This is a genomic window from Bradyrhizobium sp. T-1 (assembly GCF_053592855.1).
This window is the reverse complement of record NZ_CM132115.1, coordinates 7,691,853-7,708,868: the sequence shown is the minus strand read 5'-3', so window position 1 is coordinate 7,708,868 and position 17,016 is coordinate 7,691,853. Positions and strand designations below refer to the sequence as shown.

Genomic DNA, 17,016 nt, shown 5'->3' with positions numbered 1-17,016 from the left:
CGCTCCTCCTCATGAGTTTCGCGGCCGCTTCGATAGCGCGACTCGCACATGCAATCGAAGGTAGCGGACCATCTTCGTGCGACAGGCCCATGACGGGAGAAAGTGTAGTGAGACGCCACGGGGCCGGCCTGGTGCGTTCGCCACACAGAAAAAAACGCGGGCCGGCAAATGCCGTCCCGCGCAATTCAGATCAGATGGTGATGCTGCGATCGAGCCCGAGGATCAGCCCTTCTCAGGCCTGTGCGGACAGACCATCGTCAGATGGAGCAGCGTCGGCTTGTCCGATCCCTTCTTGTAATCCCACTCCAACCGGATCTCGTGCCGGTCCGCCAGGGCATCGCCCGGCGCGTGGACAATGATGTTGGTCTTCATCGGGATCGGCGGCTCGGAGTTGAAGCACTTCCGGACGCAGGCATCGAGCAGGTCGCACCGCGTCAAGGGAATGACCCCAGGCTCGTCTCTGGACAGCGGGACAGTGTTCAGCTGGGCGCTGAGGTCGACGCGAGCCCGGCCCTTCTCCTTATGCCAGTGCTTGGCGCTGCCCTCCGGCCATTTCGAGGCCGGTGTCAGAATCAGGTGATACTGGCCGTATTCCAGAGTCGGTACATCGATGTCGTCCGATGCCTTCAGCTTGGCCACGCTCTTCTTCATGTTGGCCAGAGGGAAGTAGTTGCTGTTCATCAAATCTCTGAATGGCTTGCCTCTATAAGGTCTCGACCCCATCGCCTTTTTCCCCTCAATATGTCTTTGGCTGTGCGAAAATACATACAACTCCGCGACGCCGGCCGGTTTGACCAACCCTGCGCCGCCGAAATATATGCCCCCCGTGCTGGGATGTATTGACGCTACCACTCAGGACTGTGTTTCGTCCAGATCGCCACCCGCGCTGTGCCCAGCTAACGGCGCGGAGCGGACGCGATTGCTAAGTAGGTCTCGATGGGTATTCTCATCGGAAGTCGTCCGCGGATTCTGATCGACAGACGGGCCGCGGCCTTTGAGGCGCAGGAATGCATTGCTTCGCATGTCAATCGGCGATCAATCCGGACGATAGCTGGTGCTCCAAATGCGGGGCCGCAGTGCGTCAACGGGTCGATCCCGACAGCGAACGTCGGTTTGTGACGATTCTTCGTGCTGACGTCATCGATTCCACGGGTCTCGTCGCCGAACTGGAGCCAGAGGAAGCGGTCTCGCGCCTCGAGCCGGCGCTCACGGCCATGAGGGCGTCCGTGCGTCAGTTCGGCGGCATCGTCAGCAAGGAGCTGGGCGACGGGCTTTCCGCTGTGTTCGGCGCCCCGATCGCGGACGACAACCATGCGCCGATGGCGTGTCATGCCGCGATCGAACTGGTCCGGCGCGTCGCAAGCCTGGGTGATCCCGCCCTTCAGGTCCGGGTCGGCCTGCACTCCGGCCATGTCGTTGCCTACATGGTCGCCAGCGAATTCTCCAAGGTTTACGAGATTGGCGGTGCTGCCCAGCATCTGGCCGCGCGGCTGGAGCAGGAGGCCGAGGCGAATCAAATCTACGTTTCGGAAGCCTGCCAGCAGCTCGCCGACGGCCATGTCCGGTTCGAGTCCCTCGGCGGCAAATCGCTGCGCGGCTTCAGCCAGCCCGTGCCGGTCTACCGGATCGTCGGTGCCAGCGATCTGTCGAGCTGGCGGGTCCGGCGTGCCCGCAGTGTCTCCCGATTCGTCGATCGCACCACCGAGCGAGCCCTGCTGGACCGCAGTTCGGAACAGGCGAGGGCGAGCCGGCAGACCGTGCTGCTGCTCGGCGATGCCGGCATCGGCAAATCGCGGCTGGCGCATGAGTTTGCGCAGAAGCTCAAGGCCGAGGGTTGGCGGTTGATCGACGCCGAGTGCAGCCCGAATCTGCAAGGCGCGCCATTCAGCACGCTCAAGCGGATCCTGCTGTCGGCCATCGACGCAGCCGCGAGGGATCCTGCCAATCCCGGCGATCTCCTCAGGGACCTGTCCACGATCCAGAGAAGCGCGCTCGACGCGGTGCTCGATGTGCCGATCTCGAATCCGCAATGGGACGAGCTCGAGCCTCATGCCCGCGGCCGCGTGATCTCCGATGCAAGCTGTGCGGTCATCCGGACTCTGGCCGGCCGCCAGCGGACCATCCTTCTGTTGGAGGATCTGCACTGGATCGACCGGGCCAGCGACGTCGTCGTCGCCGCCATCGCTTCGCTGGCGGTGCCCGATCTCCTCGTGCTGCTCACCTCCCGCCCGACCGGCATGCCGGTCTGGATCGCGCGCTGCCACGCCGAGGTCGTCGCGATGCGGCCGCTCGACGACGATTCGGGCCTGGAAATGCTGTCCGACATGCTTGGATCCGCCGAGACCAACGCCGATCTGAAGAGCCGGATCATTTCCCATACGGCCAACGTGCCGCTGTTCATCGAGGAGGTCTGCCGCGGACTGAAGGACAGCGGCACCTTGCGCGGCGAGTGGGGCGACCTCGCTCTCGTGCGTCCGATCGACGAGCTCGGTATTCCCACCAGCATTCAGGGTGTGATCGCGGCCCGCCTCGATCGCGTATCGAGGCAACAGCGCCTGGTGTTGCAAGTCGCGGCCGCCTTGGGCCCGCGATCAAGCGAAGCCGTGGTCCGCAGAGTCTCGGAGCTGCCTGAGGATGACTTTCAGGACTGTCTCGCCTCGCTCGACCGAGCCGAGCTGCTCGTCAGGATCGATAGCGATCTCGAGAATTCGCTCGAATTCAGGCACGAGATGGTCCGCCAGGTGACCTATGAGTCGATGGTCGAAAAGGTGCGCGACAGCGTCCATGCGCGGGTGCTCGCGGCTTTCGAGAGCGACGAAACCTGGCGGGATGATCCCGACGCCCTCTGTTACCACGCCATGCGCGCCAAGGATTGGGCGAAGGCATTCAACTACGGGAGAAGCGCCGCACAGAAATGCCTCGTGCGCTCGGCCTATGCCGAGGCTGTCGACTACTTCCGGACCGCGATGAATTCGCTCGACAAGACGCCGTTGACGCGTCCGCGGGAGACCAACGCCATCGATCTCCGGATGGAGGCGCGCATGGCGTTCATCTGGTCGGGTCGCGTCGCCGAGTGGGTCGATCTCGGAAAGGAGGCGGACCAACGGGCCAGCCAGATCGATGACGTCGGCAGAAAGGTCGCGGCCCTGACGGTCATGGCGGGTGGGCAGAACTTCTACGGGACGCCGGCCGAGGCCGTCGTTCTTGGCGAGGAAGTCGTCGGTCTTGCCGAGGAGTCGGGCAATCCGGGGTGGCGCAACCTTGCGCAATACAATCTCGGACAGGCCTATTTTCTTGCGGGTCGATACCGCGAGGCCGAGCAGACATTCGCGCGGGCGCGCGCACATCTCCTCGCGCCGGAAGCGAGTGCACCATACGGCACGCCGCCGAAATACACCCTCCTGCTTTGCTGCATGATGAAATGCTTCACCCACATCGTCATGGGTGAGTTCGACTCCGCCGAGCGGCTCCAGCGAGAAGCCGCTGCGATTGCGGACGAGACCGGCCGTCCCTATGACCGCGTCGCTGCCGCCTATAGCGGCGGCTGGCTGATGCTCGGCCGGGGCGATCCGGCGGCGGCCGCTTCCATTCTCGAAGGCGGCTTCGTGCTGGCGCAGAAGCACGGCATCCGCCTGTTCGTGCCGGCGCTCGCCTGCCATCTCGGCATCGCCTATCTGGAGCAGGGGCAGCTCGACCGCGCCCGCCGCATGCTGGCCGAGGCGCGCGAAGAGGCGCGCAGCGTCGGCTATACCTCGGCGGTGCTGCGCTCTTCGATCTCCCTGGCGCTGGCGACCAACCAGCTCGGCGACGTGCAGGCCGCGCAGAACATGCTGCGCGAGGCGCGCAACACGGCGCGCCAGCAGGGTTTTTCCGGCCTCGAGGCCGAGGCCCTGTACGGCGAAGCCGTGGTGACGCCTCCCTCGAGCCGGGAGAACCGGGCCGTCATCCTGGCCGCGCTGCGCGCCACGATCGCGATCGCGTCCGACAGCGGCGCGCGGCCGCTGCAGCAGAAGGCCGAGGCGATGCTGAACGGCGTGCTCGCCGAGGGCGATCAGCCGACCTGAGACAGGCCTCCGGCATGCGAGCCCCTTCTTCCCGGCGGGCCAAATGAGTTTCGCTGGCGATGCAAGGACTTAGCTACTGTGCATGGGGTTGTTTTCGCCTTTGTGGGGTGCGGCCCGGATGTGGCCACAAAGCCCCTTGCGCGGGCGCCAAGGTGGGCTACCGTCGGCCGTCCATCTAACTTCAGGGCTAGGTGACGATTTGTTTGATATTTTTTAGCATGTGATTGCATCGGCGCCGCGATGGCGCGACGCCCACCCGACGAGGCGGGGCCATGATCATACGGGACCATGCAGCACTGTTGGCGCCGGTCGAGCGCGACCTGCGGCTCGACCTCTTCCGCGGCATCGGGTTGTGGATGATCTTCCTCGATCACATCCCGCACGACGTCGTGGCCTGGCTGACGCTGCGCAATTACGGCTTCAGCGACGCCGCCGAATTCTTCGTCTTCATCTCCGGCTATCTGGTCGGCTGGATCTACGGCCCCGTCGTCGCCGGCGGCTGGTTCCTGGCCGCGCTGAAGCGGCTGTGGCGGCGGGCGGCGGAAATGTACGTCGCCCACATCATGCTGTTCCTGCTGTTCACGGCGCAGATCGCCCGCACCGCGCGCCGCTTCGACAATCCGATGTACGAGCACGAGTTCAACGTGTTCAATTTCCTGTCGCATCCGGACGAGCTGATCGGGCAGGCGATCCTGCTCAAATACAAGCCGGTCAATCTCGACGTGCTGCCGCTCTACATCACGCTGGTGCTGGCTGCGCCCTTCATGATCTGGTGCCTGGTACGCCGTCCGAACCTGACGCTCGCCGCCTCCGTGGTGCTGTACGTGCTGTCGCGCCGGTTCGACTGGAACATCGCCTCCTATCCGCCCGGCACCACCTGGTACTTCAATCCGTTCTGCTGGCAGCTGATGTTCGTGTTCGCCGCCTGGTGCGGCATCGGCCAGATCGACAGGATCGGCAAATGGGTGTGGTCGAGGGCTACGATGACGCTGGCCGCGGCCTGGCTCGTCTTCGCTTTTCTGATCGTGATGACCTGGCACGTCCACACGCTCGAGGCCCTGGTCCCGAAATGGATGATCAAGGCGATTTACCCGATCGACAAGACCGACCTCGACATGCTGCGCTTCACGCATTTCCTGGCACTGGCGATCTGGGTGACGTATTTCGTCTCGCGCAAATGGAAGGCGCTGCACACCGGCTGGCTGCGTCCCGTCATCCTCTGCGGCCAGCACTCGCTGCCGATCTTCTGCCTCGGCGTCTTCCTGTCGTTCTCCGCGCACTGGATCCTGACGCAATACACCAAGGGCGTCTGGGAGCAGCTCGCAGTCTCCCTCGTCGGCATCATCATCATGGTCGGCGCCGCCTGGCTGCTCGATCGCGCCGAGCGGGTGCCGAGCCTCTTCGTGAGAGTGTCCGAGGTCGAAGAGCCAGACGCTGCCATCGAGAGTGCCCCGGCCGCAACTGGCGCCGCGGCTGCGCCTGCGAGCCGGTGAGGAGAGGCCCATGTCCAGACGCATGTTGACGATCGCCGGCATCCTCCTGCTCCTCGTCGGCGGCGCATCCGCGCAAGCGCCGTCGCCGGAGGCGATGACGACGGCGCGCAAGCTCATGGTGACGTTGAAGATCACCGATCAATACCGCGCGCTGCTGCCGCAGCTTCTGCTCAAGCTGCGGCCGGTGGTGGCGCAGGACAGGCCGGAGATCGAGCGCGACTACGACGCGATGACGGCGCCGGGCGCCCAAATCTACGCGCCGTTCTTCGCGACCATGGTCGAACAGACCGCCGCCGTCTATGCCGCAAGCTTCACCCTGGACGAGCTGCGCCAGATCGAGGCGTTCTATTCGCAGCCGGCCGGACAGAAGCTTCTGGCGCAGTCGGATGCGCTGGCACAGGCGAGTGCGCAGATCGGCCAGAACGTCAGCCAGAAGGCCGCCGACGAATTGAAGCAGCGCCTGATCGAGGCGCTGCGCCAGAAGGGCCACAAGCTCTAGGCCAGGAAGGCGCGGAAACGCCGCAGCGCGATCAGGAAGAACACGACGCCGATCACCGTGAGCGCGAGCAGCTGCGGCCAGACGGCCTCGAGGCCCGCGCCGCGGAACAGGATGGCCTGGGCGAGCATCACAAAATGCGTGTTCGGTGCGGCCAGCATGATGTCCTGGACGAACTGCGGCATACTTTCCCTCGGCGTCATGCTGCCCGAGAGCGTCTGCAATGGCAGCAGGGTCATGATCAACAGCAACCCGAACTGTGGCATCGATCCGGCAACGGTGGCGAGAAAGATGCCCATGCTGGTGGTGGCGAAGAGCTGCAACGCCGCGCCGAGCAGGAACAGCGCCACCGAGCCGTCGATCGTGACCGCCAGCCATCCCTTCACCACGAACAGGATCGACAGAGTGGAGGCGACCAGCACCACTGCTCCCATCGACCAGACCTTGCTCACCATGATCTCCAGCGGAGAGACAGGCATCACCAGGAGGTGCTCGATCGTGCCGTGCTCGCGCTCGCGGATCAGCGCCGCTCCGGTCAGGATGATCGAGAGCATGGTGATCGAGGTGATCACGTGGTCGATGGCACCGAACCAGGACTTCTTCAGTTCGGGGTTGAAGCGCGCTCGCAGCGCCAGATCGATCGGTGGGGTCTGCGCGTTGCGGGTGTGCGCCAGAAATTCCGCGATTTCCGCGCTGACGATCTGCTCGACATAGCCGCCGCCATTGAACGCCTGCGAGATGCGCGTCGCGTCGACATTGAGCTGGATCGCCGGCGACTTGCGCGCCAGGAGATCGCGCTGGAAGTCCGGCGGGATGTCCAGCGCGAAGGTGTCGAGGCCCGCATCCATCCTGCGATCCATCTCGTATAGCGAGATCAGGCGCGGCTCGGAAAAATAGGGCGCGGTGAAGGCCAATCCGATGCGGGTCGAGGCCGGTGAGTGATCCTCGTCGACGATGGCGATCGCGGCGCGGTTCAAGGTTTCCGGCAGGGCCTTGGCGCCGGCATAGACGGCGAGCGTGAAGGAATACACGATGAGCACGAGTAGCATCGGGTCGCGCACGAGGCCGCGCAATTCCTTGATGCCGAGCCGAAGCACGTTGTCGATGCGCATGGTCAACGGGCCTGTTTCTTCAGCAGCATTGCGCCGGCTGCCACCAGCACCGGGATCATGATGGCGAGTGCCAGCAGATCGTTGTGGAGAGTTTCGAATCCCAGACCCTTGGAGAAGGTGCCGCGCGAGATCGTGACGAAATAGGTGGTGGGATAGAGCCGTCCGACCAGTGCGCCTAACCCCTGGAGCGACGAAACTGGATCGATCAGTCCCGAATACTGGATGGCGGGAATCAGCGTGATCAGCACCGTGCCGAACAGCGCCGCGATCTGGCTGTTCATGAAGGCGGAGATCACGAGCCCCATGCCGGTCGTGGCCGTGACGTAGAGCAGGGCGGCCAGGGCATAGGTCGCAAAGCTTCCAGTGAAGGGCACGCCGAAGACAACGAGCGCGAAGCCGACGAGGAGGAGGAAGTTGCCGAATGCCAGCACCACATAGGGCAGTTGCGTGCCGAGCAGGAATTCGAGCCGCGTCACCGGCGTTACGTAGAAATTGACGATCGAGCCGAGCTCCTTCTCGCGCACCACTGCGAGCGCGGCGAGCACCGCCGGAATCATGACCAGCAGCAGCGGGATGATTCCAGGCGCCATGGCGACGACGCTCCTGACATCAGGGTTGTAGCGATAGCGCAGCTGGAGCTGGTAGGAGCCGGCGATCGCCGCTTCGCCATAGAGTTCGCGGCCCTTCTGGGTGAGCCACGTCGCGTGAATCGCCTGGACGTAGGAACGCAGCGTCTCGGCGCGGGTCGGGTTGGCGCCGTCGACCCAGGCGCCGATTTCGACATGCCGGCCGCGGCTGACGTCGCGGCCGAAGCCCGGAGGCAGCTCGATGGCGAGACCAATCTCGCCGGCACGCATGCGGCGGTCGAGATCCGCGTAATCCGTGATCGGGGCTTTTTCCGTGAAGTAGCGCGACCCCGCGATCTGAAGGCGGTAATCGCGGCTGATGGCGCTATCGTCGCGGTCGAGTACGGCGAAGGTCAAGTTCTCGACGTCCATGCTGATGCCGTAACCGAGCACGAACAGCAGCAGCACGCTGCCGAGGACCGCGAGCGTGGCGCGGATCGGATCACGGAGCAGCTCGAGCGTCTCGCGGCGTGAATAGGCGAGCACGCGGGTCGGATTGAATGCCGCACTGCGCCGGCTTGAAGGCGCAGTCGTCGCTGATGCGGGTGCGGGAGATCCAGCAGGCTGGCTGGCCAGCTCTGCCGTGTCCGCGATGGCCTGTTCCAGGCAGGCGATGAAGGCCTGCTCCAGCGTGGCGCTACCGCGTGCCGCTACGATCGCGGCTGGCGTGTCTGACGTCAGCACCCTGCCGGCATGCATCAATGAGACCCGGTCGCAGCGCTCGGCCTCGTTCATGAAATGGGTCGAGACGAAGATGGTCACATTATCCTTGCGCGAGAGCTCGGCGAGTATCTGCCAGAAGCGATCGCGTGCAACGGGATCGACGCCGGAGGTCGGCTCGTCGAGAATGAGGATGTCGGGCGCATGGATCATGGCAACCGCCAGCGACAGACGCTGCCTGAGGCCAAGCGGCAGCGCATCGGGCAAGGCGTCGATCACGTCCGCAAGATCGAATCGGGCGATCATCTCGTCGGTGCGCGCGGCGATGGTCTCCTCCGGCAGGTCGAACAGCCGCGCATGCAGATCGAGATTCTGTGCGACCGTGAGCTCTGAATAGAGCGAGAAACCCTGCGACATGTAGCCGATGCGCCGGCGCACGGACATGTCGCCGGCGTCGATCGCCTTGCCGAACAGCCGCGCGCTGCCTTCGCTCACCGGCAACAGGCCGGTGAGCATCTTCATGGTCGTGGTCTTGCCGCAGCCGTTCGAGCCGAGGAAGCCGAAGATCTCGCCCTTTCTGATGCGGAAGCTGACGTCATCCACCGCAACGAAGTCATTGAACCGCCGGGTCAGATGCTCGGCCTCGATCGCGATCTCGTCATGGTCCTCGCTGCGCGGCGGGATGTCGACGCTGGTGTGGTTGCTGCGGTCTGCCTCGGGCAGAAGACCAATGAAGGCCTCATCCAGTGTATCGGTGCCGGTCTGCCGCTTGAGTTCGTCGGGCGTTCCCGTCGCCAGCACGCGGCCGGCATTCATCGCGATCAGGAAGTCGAACTGGGCGGCTTCTTCCATATAGGCGGTCGAGACGATCACGCTCATGCCGGGGTGGCCGTTGCGGATCGCGGCGATCAATTCCCAGAACTGGCGGCGCGACAGCGGATCGACCCCGGTGGTCGGCTCGTCCAGGATCAGCAGCTCAGGATCGTGGATCAGCGCGCAACACAGGCCGACCTTCTGCTTCATGCCACCAGAAAGTTTTGCCGCCGGCCGGTCGGCGAAAGCCGTGAGCCCCGTGTCTCGCAAAAGGCCTGCGATGCGCCTGTTTCGCTCCGCCTTGTCGTGTCCGAACAGGCGGCCGAAGAAGTCGATGTTCTCGTAGACCGACAGCGTCGGATACAGATTCTTGCCGAGCCCCTGCGGCATGTAAGCGATGTCGGGGCACACGTTGCGGCGATGGCGCGCGCTCGCCATGTCGCCGCCGAGCACGTGGATGCGGCCCTGCTGGATCGCGCGTGCACCCGCGATCAGAGCGAGCAGGCTCGACTTGCCGACGCCGTCGGGGCCGATCAGGCCGACCATGCAGCCGGACGGCAGGTCGAGCGTGATGGCATCGAGCGCCCGGGTTTTGCCGTAGCTCAGGCCCACGCCATCCAGATGCACGACGCTGCCGACGGCAGCCGTGGCATCGGCTGTGGCAGTCGCGCTCATCTCGTTAGCTTGATCTTGAGGTTGTCGGGCCATTGCGCGGCTGGATCGAGCTGCACATAGGCCATTCCGGGCAGACCGGTCTTCACGTGCTCGATATGCTGGCGCAGCAGTTCGGGCGCGATATGCGCCTTGATCCGGAACATCAGTTTCTGGCGCTCTTCCTCGGTCTCGACGGTCTTGGGCGTGAATTGCGCGACGTCGGCGACGAAGGTGGCCTTGGCAGGGATCACGTATTGCGGGATGGCATCGAGCACGAGGCGGACTTCGGCGCCGATTGCGACACGGCCGGCATCGGAAGTCGGCAGGAAAAACGTCATGTAGACATCGCCGAGGTCGACCATGTTGAGGACGCGGCCGCCGGCGGCGAGCACTTCGCCCGGCTGCGAGACGCGGTATTGCACGCGGCCCTCGCGCGGCGCCTTCAATACGCTGTCATTGAGGTCGGCGTTGATGCTTTCGATGGCGGCCTTCGCGGCCTCGACTGCGGCACCGGCGTCGATCACCATGGCGCGAGAGGAGCTGATTGCCGCTTCCGATGCTGCGACCTGCGCCTGGGACGCGGCGAGTGCCGCCTTCGCCGTGGCGTTGGCGGAGCGATCGTCGTCCAGCACCTGCTGCGATACCGCGCTCGTCCGGATCAATTGCTCGGAACGATCGAGCTTGCGGCTCGCGGTGTCCAGCTGCGCAATGCGCTGATCGACCACGGCCTCGGCAGCCTTGCGTTCGGCCTCGCGCTGGTTGACGAGGCTCTTGGCGGTCTCGACGTTGATCGTTGCGCGTTGAAGCTGCGCTTCGGCCTGGCGGCGCTGGGCCTGCAACTGCTCGGTGTCCATGCGCGCCAGAATCTGGCCCGCGTTCACGAAGTCGCCCTCGTTGACCAGGATCTCGCGAATGCGGCCGGGCGTCTTGGTGGCGATGTCGATCTCGACTGCTTCAATGCGGCCATTGCCGCGGGCGAAGCCTGCCGGCAGTGGATTGGAATCGCGATGCAGCCAGTAGTAATAGCCGCCGCCCGCAAGGAGAATGGCGATCGCGGCGATGATGCGCCCCGGTGTGAAGTTCATTTGATCATAACGCCGCGTAGCGGCGCCCACATGTTGCGACACGAACGCCCTTCGCTAACCGCGCGAAGGGAGCAAGCCCAACATGCAGCGATTTTTGCAGCGCAACTTGATGCAGATCAGACGATGGCTATTGCCTTTGCCCAAGGTTCAGGCAATTCCTCGACCTGGAGCGGGCTGATGACAGCGGGTGCGTTCAAGGTCTAGTGAATCGCCGCGTACATGATCTTTTCTTCCGTCGCCTCCAGCGCGGAGAATTCCTCCACGACCTTGCCTTGGCGCGAGACCAGGATGCGGTCCGAGAGCGCCATGATCTCGGGCAGATAGGATGAGATGACCACGACCGCCTTGCCCTCGTCGGCGAGCCGGTTGATCAGTTCGTGAATTTCGACGATGGCGCCGACGTCGACGCCGCGGGTCGGCTCGTCGAAGATGATCAGGTCGGGCTCCTGCACCAGCGACTTGGCGATCACGACCTTCTGCTGATTGCCGCCGGACAGCTCGACCACCTTGCCTTGGTCGCCGATGGCGCGAACCTTGAGCCGCTCGATCCAGGTCTTGCCGACGCTGTCGGTTTCTCGCCGCGACAACATCATGCGGCCTCTCGGAAATTTCGACAACAGCCCAAGATAGATGTTGCGTGCGATGGAAGCGGTCTCGAAGAAACCCTCGACCTTGCGGTCCTCGGTGACATAGGCGATGCCAGCCTTGACCGCCGGCGCCGGCACCCGGTAGCGCACCGGCTGGTCGTGCAGCAGGACCTCGCCGCCATGGAAGAAGTCGCGCTTGAGGACGCCGGCGACGATCTTGAAAGTCTCGGTGCGACCCGCGCCGACCAGACCGAACACGCCGGTGATCTGACCCGCGAACACCGACAGCGAATTGTTCTTCACCATCGGAGCCATCTTCAAATTCTGCACCGTGAGCACGCGCGCACCTGCCGGCCGCACGTTGCTCTTCCGCGCGCCATAGAGCGTGTTGGAGAGATCGCGCCCGACCATGGCCTGCACGATCGCGGCGCGGTCGAACTTGGCGACATCGTCGGTCACGACATGCCTGCCATCGCGCAGCACCGTGATGCGGTCCGCGAGCAGCAGCGCTTCTTCCAGGGCATGCGAAATGAAGACGATCGAGACGCCGCGCCTCTTGAGGTCGCGGACAAGGTCGAAAAAATATTTCTTTTCTTCCGGCGTCAGCGATGCGGTCGGCTCGTCGAAGATGATGACCTTGGCGCGGTGTAGAACGGCGCGCGCAATCTCCACCATCTGCTTCTTGGCCGCGCCAAGGCCGCCGACAGTTGCGGTTGGCGTGACATCGAAATTGAGCGATTGCAGAAACTGCTGCGCGGCGATGTAGATGCCGCGTAGGCGGTTATAAAACTTCTCCTGCCCTAGAAACAGGTTCTGCGCGACCGTCATGGTCGGCACCAGACTGTTTTCCTGGAACACCATGGCGATGCCGAGATTGCGCGCCTCCAGCGGCGTCCTCGGCGCGACATCGGCGCCGTCGACCATCATGGTTCCCGACGACAGCGTCACCACGCCCGCCATCACCTTCGTGAGGGTCGACTTGCCGGCGCCATTCTCGCCGACCAGTGCGTGGATCTCGCCGCGGCGAAGGTCGAAGTCGACCCCGTCGATGGCCGGCACGCCGGCATAGAGTTTCGTCGCCTTGCGCAAGGAGAGTGCAATATCGCTCATGTCCGAAACTCCTCGGCAAGGCCAGCAAGGGGCAGTTTCAGGACTCGGCCGGGGCCCTTGGCAATCAGGACGAGGTCGCCACCCATCTCGACGGCCGCGACGACGCCGTGGTTGATGCCGTCGACCCGGCTGTGCAGCGAATAGAGCGGCTGGCCATCCGCATCGAGACGGATCACGAGGCCATAGGAGCGCGGCGGCGCCCATGGCTTGATGACGCCCATGGTCTTGATGTGCGCGCCCTGCATCGGCTCCTTGAACGAACGCCCGGAACGCAGGCGCGGTGCGACCCAGTAGGCCGGATCGATCTCGGCCATCATGCGGCGCCGATAGCCGGGTTCGCGCAACACGAATTCGACCAGCTGGGTCCGTGCGGCGAAGGCCGTCAGCCAGTAACCGCCGCCGGAGGCCTTCGACAGCCGCGATGGATAGACGGGGAGGTGAGTGAGCACGACCTTGGGTGATGCGCCGAGCCCGATGAGAACAAGGCGATGACGCCAGCTCTCGCTGACCAGCATGGCCTTGCCATGGGCGCAGGCGCCGAAAGCATAGCCGAGGCCCTGGGTTAGTCGTGTCACGGCTTTCGCGCCGGGATCCAGCTTGAACACGCGGCCGGTCCGATTGAGTTCAAGCAGGTCACGAGCCCAATCGTCGACGCCGCATGTCGTCGAGCCGTCCGTTGCAATCAGTGTGTTATCTTCCGCGAATGCCAGCGCATTGACGGCATTGAAGGCGGCGTCGGTGAACGTCACGCTCGGCTGCTCGGCCGAGGGGCTTGCGTAAACACGCACCTCGCGCCCGCCGAGCGCGATAGCGAGGCCGCCACCGGGAAGGGCGCAGAGCGCCGAAATCGGCCGCTCGAAGCTGCGCACCTCCGAGGTCGAGCCACCACTCAGGCACATCAGCCGCTGGCCGTTCGCAATAAACAGGTTGCTTCCATCGGTGGCGAGATCCTCCGGCGCCTCGCATGTCAGCAAGGTCTCGGCCGATTCCAGCTTCTGGTTGGGTTTCAACGCGCCGTCGAAGGACGGCACGGTGATGGTGGCGTCGCCGCGCCCGAGAAAGCGGTTGGCGAAGTCTCTGACGGCCGCAATCACGACTGCTTCCCCCACCGCTTGTCATACTGGACGAAGTTCGGATCGGCGTTGTCGAGCTTGTAGCGGCCGATCCGGTTGTTGAGGATGCCGCCGAGATAGAGATAGCCACGATGCTCGCGCATCGAGGTGATCATCGGATGGTTCTCGCCGTGCAGATCCCAGAACGATTCGACGATCTTGCCCTGCTCGTTGAACTTGACCACGCAGCCGGTATTGATGTTGGGGAAAAGCCATTCGTCGACCGGCACGCGCTTGGCCATGCGGCGGCGGAAGCCCGGCATCTTCCAGGCGAGGTCGAGCGAGGGGCTGCGCATGCCGACCAGCGCCAGCCAGTAATTGCCGTCAGAGGCGAGGTTGATGTTGTCGGGATAGCCCGGCAGATTGTCCATCACCACCTCGACCGCGCCTTTCTTCGGTCCCGCAAACCAGTAGCGCTTGATCGAGCAGCCAAAGGTTTCGGCGAACAGGATCGACTGGCCGTCGCTGGCGACGCAGATTCCGTTGGGGAATTTGAGACCGCGCAGCTCGGTGCGGGTCGCGCCGGTCTTGGTGTCGTAGGAGATGATGCGGCCGTTACCGCGCGCTTCGAGACCATCGATCGGCCATTCGTCCATCTCGTAGCGCACGGTCGCTTCCGAGAAGAAGATCAAGCCGTCGTCGGTGATGTCCAAGTCGTCGGCGAGCCGCAGCCGGCTGTCGTCGTTGACCGAGCGCATGCTGCGGTTGGTCTCGTCGGTCGCCTTTTCGACCGTGCCATCAGGCTTGATCCGGTAGAGCCCCATGCCGCCGATGCAGACATAGAGATTGTCGTCGCGGTCGAACGCCATGCCGAGCGGCTGGCCGCCGATATGCGCGAACACCTCCATCGTCTGATAGTCGGGGGCCAGGAAACGCATGATATCGCCGTGGCGGGAGCCCGCGTAGAGGTTGTCGTGGCGATCGAGGATGACGTCTTCCGGCGCTTCGATGCGGCCGAGGCCGATTGCCTCGACGTTGCGCAGCTTGTCGTTCTGCTCGAATGGCCCGCCTTGTCCGATTTCCGTCGGTGGCGGCGGCGGCAGTTCGTGGTAGGTCGGCGCAACGTAGACCTTGCTGATGATGCGGGTCCGGTTCTTTTGCCAGCGAATGTCGACCATGGCTGCGACGAGCAGGATACCGGCCAGCGCCATGCGGTTGACGCCGCCGCGCGCGTTCATGGTCGTGAGGCCGTTGGTGATCAGGAGCACGATCAGCACGCCGACGGCGGATTTGGCCACCGAGCCCTTGCCGCCGCCGAGCGTGATGCCGCCCAGCACGGTCGCCGTCAGCACGATCACCTCCAGCCCGACGCCGATGTCGCCACCGACGGTGCCGAGCCGAGAGGCAAAGAACAGCGCGCCGATGCTGGTCAACGCACCGCTCGCGACGTAGCAGAGCGCAATGGTGCGGCGAACGGGAATGCCCGAATTATAAGCCGAGCGGCGTGAGCCGCCGATCGCCGTGATGTGCCAGCCCGGCCGCAAGCGTGTCATGAAGATGTGGCCGAAGATGGCGATGACCATATAGGCCAGCGCCACGGTCGGAATGCCGAAGACCGAACCGGCGCCAATGAAATCCCAGGACGGGATGTCTGGAAAGGCCGAAGCGATCGCGTTGGAGTAGCGCTGAATCAGCAGATCGTAAGCCGAGCGGTAGATGATCAGCGTGATCAGCGTGGTGATGAAGGCGCGCAGCCGCAGATATCCGACCAGGAGGCCGTTGACCGCGCCGAGCATTGCGCCGCAGAGCAGCGTGGCGACCACCACCGCTGGGACCGGCCAGCCCGCGACATCAAGCAGATAGAGGGCGCAGAAATCGGTCAGCGCGAAGATCGATCCGACGGAGAGATCAATGCCGCCGACGATGACGACCAGCGCCAGCCCGAGTCCAATGAAGCCGATCTCGCCGGCCTGGCGCGCGGTGTCGGCGAGGCTTGCTGGCGACAGGAAGTTGTCGATGGATCGGCTGAACGCGAAGCCGACGATCAGGAGAAGGATGACCGGGATGGCTGTCTCGGTCCATCGCTTGGACAGGATTTCACCGAGGAGATGATCAGGCCAGTAGCGGTAACGCAGGCTTGTGATTGTGTCGCGCATCGGCATCCCAGCGGGGCGTGGAAGTAATCGGAAGCAGGATCCCCGAGCGTTGATGGCCCGGGGATCTGGAGCGTCGGCGCCGACCTATTTCTTGAGGTCGCTGAGATTCCAGCAGGCCGTCTGGCTGTCGGCGTTCTCCTTGGTGATCGGAATCAGCGTGGTGTATTCCGAACCCTTGATCGAGCCGGGCTTGGCGCCCGACGACAACAGCCATTTGATCGTGCCGGCCATCTGTGCCGCCTGGGTCGGCACGTCGTAGCTCATGTTGAGGTCGAATGCGCCTGACTTCACCAGCTCGCAGGCACCCTTGCGTTCGCCGCCGCCCGAGGTGGCGAGGAACACCTTGCCGGTGAGACCAGCTTCCTTGACGGCCGCCGCGGTGCCGATGTCCATGCCATCCCAGAACCCGACGATGCCGCAGAGATCGGGATTTTGCTTCAGGACGGTTTGCGTAATCGCTTTCGCCTTGGCGGCATCCCAATCGGCGGCCTGGCTCGACGCCACCTTGATCTCGGGATGCTTGGCGAGAACATTTTCGACGCCCTTCAGCGTGTAGGCGCTCGCCGCGGCCGAGAGTGCGCCTTGCACGATCGCGATCTTGTTCGACTTGCCCTCGCAGGCCTTGACCACGGCCTCAGTCTGACGCTCGCCGATCTCGACCCAGTTGGCACCGACGAACGCAGAGCTGCGATAGGCCGAGCCCATGTTGATCTGGATGACGTAGATGCCCTCGTTCTCGGCGCGTTGCAGCAGCTTGGCGTAGGTCTGCACGTCCGGATTATGGACGACCATCACCGCCGGCTTCTCTGAGATCAGCGAGGTGACGGCCTGCGCGCCGGCATTGGTGTTCCAGTTGGCGTCGCGGATCACGAACTTGACGCCGTACGGCTCGAGCTCCTTCTTCAGGCCGGCGTACCAGCCCTCGGTGAGGTCGAAGTTCATCGCGACCGGCACGTAGGCCACGGTCTTGCCGGCGAGCGCTTCTTTGAACGGCTTCTGGAACGGTTCGTCCAGGCCCTGCTGAGCGAGAGCCGGTCCCGTCAGTGTCGCCAGAGCCAATGCGGCGAGGGTTGCCCTTGCCGGGCTGCCGAAGGTCTTCATTGCTTCC

At 64.2% G+C, this 17,016-nt stretch carries 11 protein-coding genes; 3 read left to right on the top strand and 8 right to left on the bottom strand.

Annotation, left to right across the window (positions count from 1 at the left end; all coding sequences use genetic code 11):
- Positions 1-222: 222 nt before the first annotated feature.
- The gene (locus ACWAT4_RS36875) at positions 223-681 is read right to left on the bottom strand and encodes a hypothetical protein (RefSeq protein WP_249149089.1); all 459 of its coding nucleotides are present in this window, start codon (positions 679-681) and stop codon (positions 223-225) included.
- A 326-nt stretch (positions 682-1,007) separates the two neighbouring features.
- On the opposite strand from ACWAT4_RS36875, the gene ACWAT4_RS36870 reads away from it, so the two are divergent.
- The 3 genes from ACWAT4_RS36870 (at position 1,008) to ACWAT4_RS36860 (ending at position 6,056) form a co-directional block, all read left to right on the top strand.
- On the top strand, positions 1,008-4,064 hold the full coding sequence (locus tag ACWAT4_RS36870) for an ATP-binding protein (protein WP_449729350.1): 3,057 nt from the start codon (positions 1,008-1,010) through the stop codon (positions 4,062-4,064).
- 272 nt (positions 4,065-4,336) lie between these two features.
- Entirely contained in the window at positions 4,337-5,557 is a 1,221-nt protein-coding gene (locus ACWAT4_RS36865) for an OpgC domain-containing protein (protein ID WP_449729349.1), read from the top strand.
- Between the two features lie 10 nt (positions 5,558-5,567).
- A complete protein-coding gene (locus ACWAT4_RS36860) occupies positions 5,568-6,056 on the top strand; it encodes a DUF2059 domain-containing protein (RefSeq protein WP_212297394.1) in 489 nt (162 codons plus the stop codon).
- Here the strand turns inward: ACWAT4_RS36860 and ACWAT4_RS36855 are convergent.
- From ACWAT4_RS36855 to ACWAT4_RS36825, 7 genes are all read right to left on the bottom strand, one after another.
- A complete protein-coding gene (locus tag ACWAT4_RS36855) occupies positions 6,053-7,165 on the bottom strand; it encodes an ABC transporter permease (RefSeq protein WP_449731312.1) in 1,113 nt (370 codons plus the stop codon). The two genes, ACWAT4_RS36860 and ACWAT4_RS36855, sit on opposite strands and share 4 nt — an antisense overlap.
- Before the next feature lie 2 nt (positions 7,166-7,167).
- Positions 7,168-9,939 carry a ribosome-associated ATPase/putative transporter RbbA gene (rbbA, locus tag ACWAT4_RS36850; protein WP_449729348.1) on the bottom strand — a complete coding sequence of 924 codons (2,772 nt, stop codon included), beginning with the start codon at positions 9,937-9,939 and terminating at the stop codon, positions 7,168-7,170.
- Positions 9,936-11,003, bottom strand: coding sequence for an HlyD family secretion protein (locus ACWAT4_RS36845; RefSeq protein ID WP_212426080.1), 1,068 nt, complete (start codon positions 11,001-11,003; stop codon positions 9,936-9,938). The genes rbbA and ACWAT4_RS36845 overlap by 4 nt, the downstream gene beginning before the upstream one ends.
- A gap of 200 nt (positions 11,004-11,203) precedes the next feature.
- Positions 11,204-12,700, bottom strand: coding sequence for a sugar ABC transporter ATP-binding protein (locus tag ACWAT4_RS36840; RefSeq protein ID WP_449729347.1), 1,497 nt, complete (start codon positions 12,698-12,700; stop codon positions 11,204-11,206).
- Entirely contained in the window at positions 12,697-13,794 is a 1,098-nt protein-coding gene (locus tag ACWAT4_RS36835) for a hypothetical protein (protein ID WP_449729346.1), read from the bottom strand. The genes ACWAT4_RS36840 and ACWAT4_RS36835 overlap by 4 nt, the downstream gene beginning before the upstream one ends.
- Positions 13,791-15,914: an ABC transporter permease gene (locus ACWAT4_RS36830; RefSeq protein WP_449729345.1), complete on the bottom strand. Its 2,124-nt coding sequence runs from the start codon at positions 15,912-15,914 to the stop codon at positions 13,791-13,793. Before ACWAT4_RS36830 ends, ACWAT4_RS36835 begins: the two co-directional genes overlap by 4 nt.
- 78 nt (positions 15,915-15,992) lie before the next feature.
- The gene (locus ACWAT4_RS36825) at positions 15,993-17,009 is read right to left on the bottom strand and encodes a sugar ABC transporter substrate-binding protein (protein WP_212297387.1); all 1,017 of its coding nucleotides are present in this window, start codon (positions 17,007-17,009) and stop codon (positions 15,993-15,995) included.
- Positions 17,010-17,016: the final 7 nt, after the last annotated feature.

What these genes read in the sequence shown, in the direction of transcription:
- ACWAT4_RS36875 (WP_249149089.1), bottom strand. Translation starts at nt 681, where the DNA reads ATGAACAGCAACTACTTCCCTCTGGCCAACATGAAGAAGAGCGTGGCC.
- ACWAT4_RS36870 (WP_449729350.1), top strand. Translation starts at nt 1,008, where the DNA reads ATGCATTGCTTCGCATGTCAATCGGCGATCAATCCGGACGATAGCTGG.
- ACWAT4_RS36865 (WP_449729349.1), top strand. Translation starts at nt 4,337, where the DNA reads ATGATCATACGGGACCATGCAGCACTGTTGGCGCCGGTCGAGCGCGAC.
- ACWAT4_RS36860 (WP_212297394.1), top strand. Translation starts at nt 5,568, where the DNA reads ATGTCCAGACGCATGTTGACGATCGCCGGCATCCTCCTGCTCCTCGTC.
- ACWAT4_RS36855 (WP_449731312.1), bottom strand. Translation starts at nt 7,165, where the DNA reads ATGCGCATCGACAACGTGCTTCGGCTCGGCATCAAGGAATTGCGCGGC.
- rbbA (WP_449729348.1), bottom strand. Translation starts at nt 9,939, where the DNA reads ATGAGCGCGACTGCCACAGCCGATGCCACGGCTGCCGTCGGCAGCGTC.
- ACWAT4_RS36845 (WP_212426080.1), bottom strand. Translation starts at nt 11,003, where the DNA reads ATGAACTTCACACCGGGGCGCATCATCGCCGCGATCGCCATTCTCCTT.
- ACWAT4_RS36840 (WP_449729347.1), bottom strand. Translation starts at nt 12,700, where the DNA reads ATGAGCGATATTGCACTCTCCTTGCGCAAGGCGACGAAACTCTATGCC.
- ACWAT4_RS36830 (WP_449729345.1), bottom strand. Translation starts at nt 15,914, where the DNA reads ATGCCGATGCGCGACACAATCACAAGCCTGCGTTACCGCTACTGGCCT.
- ACWAT4_RS36825 (WP_212297387.1), bottom strand. Translation starts at nt 17,009, where the DNA reads ATGAAGACCTTCGGCAGCCCGGCAAGGGCAACCCTCGCCGCATTGGCT.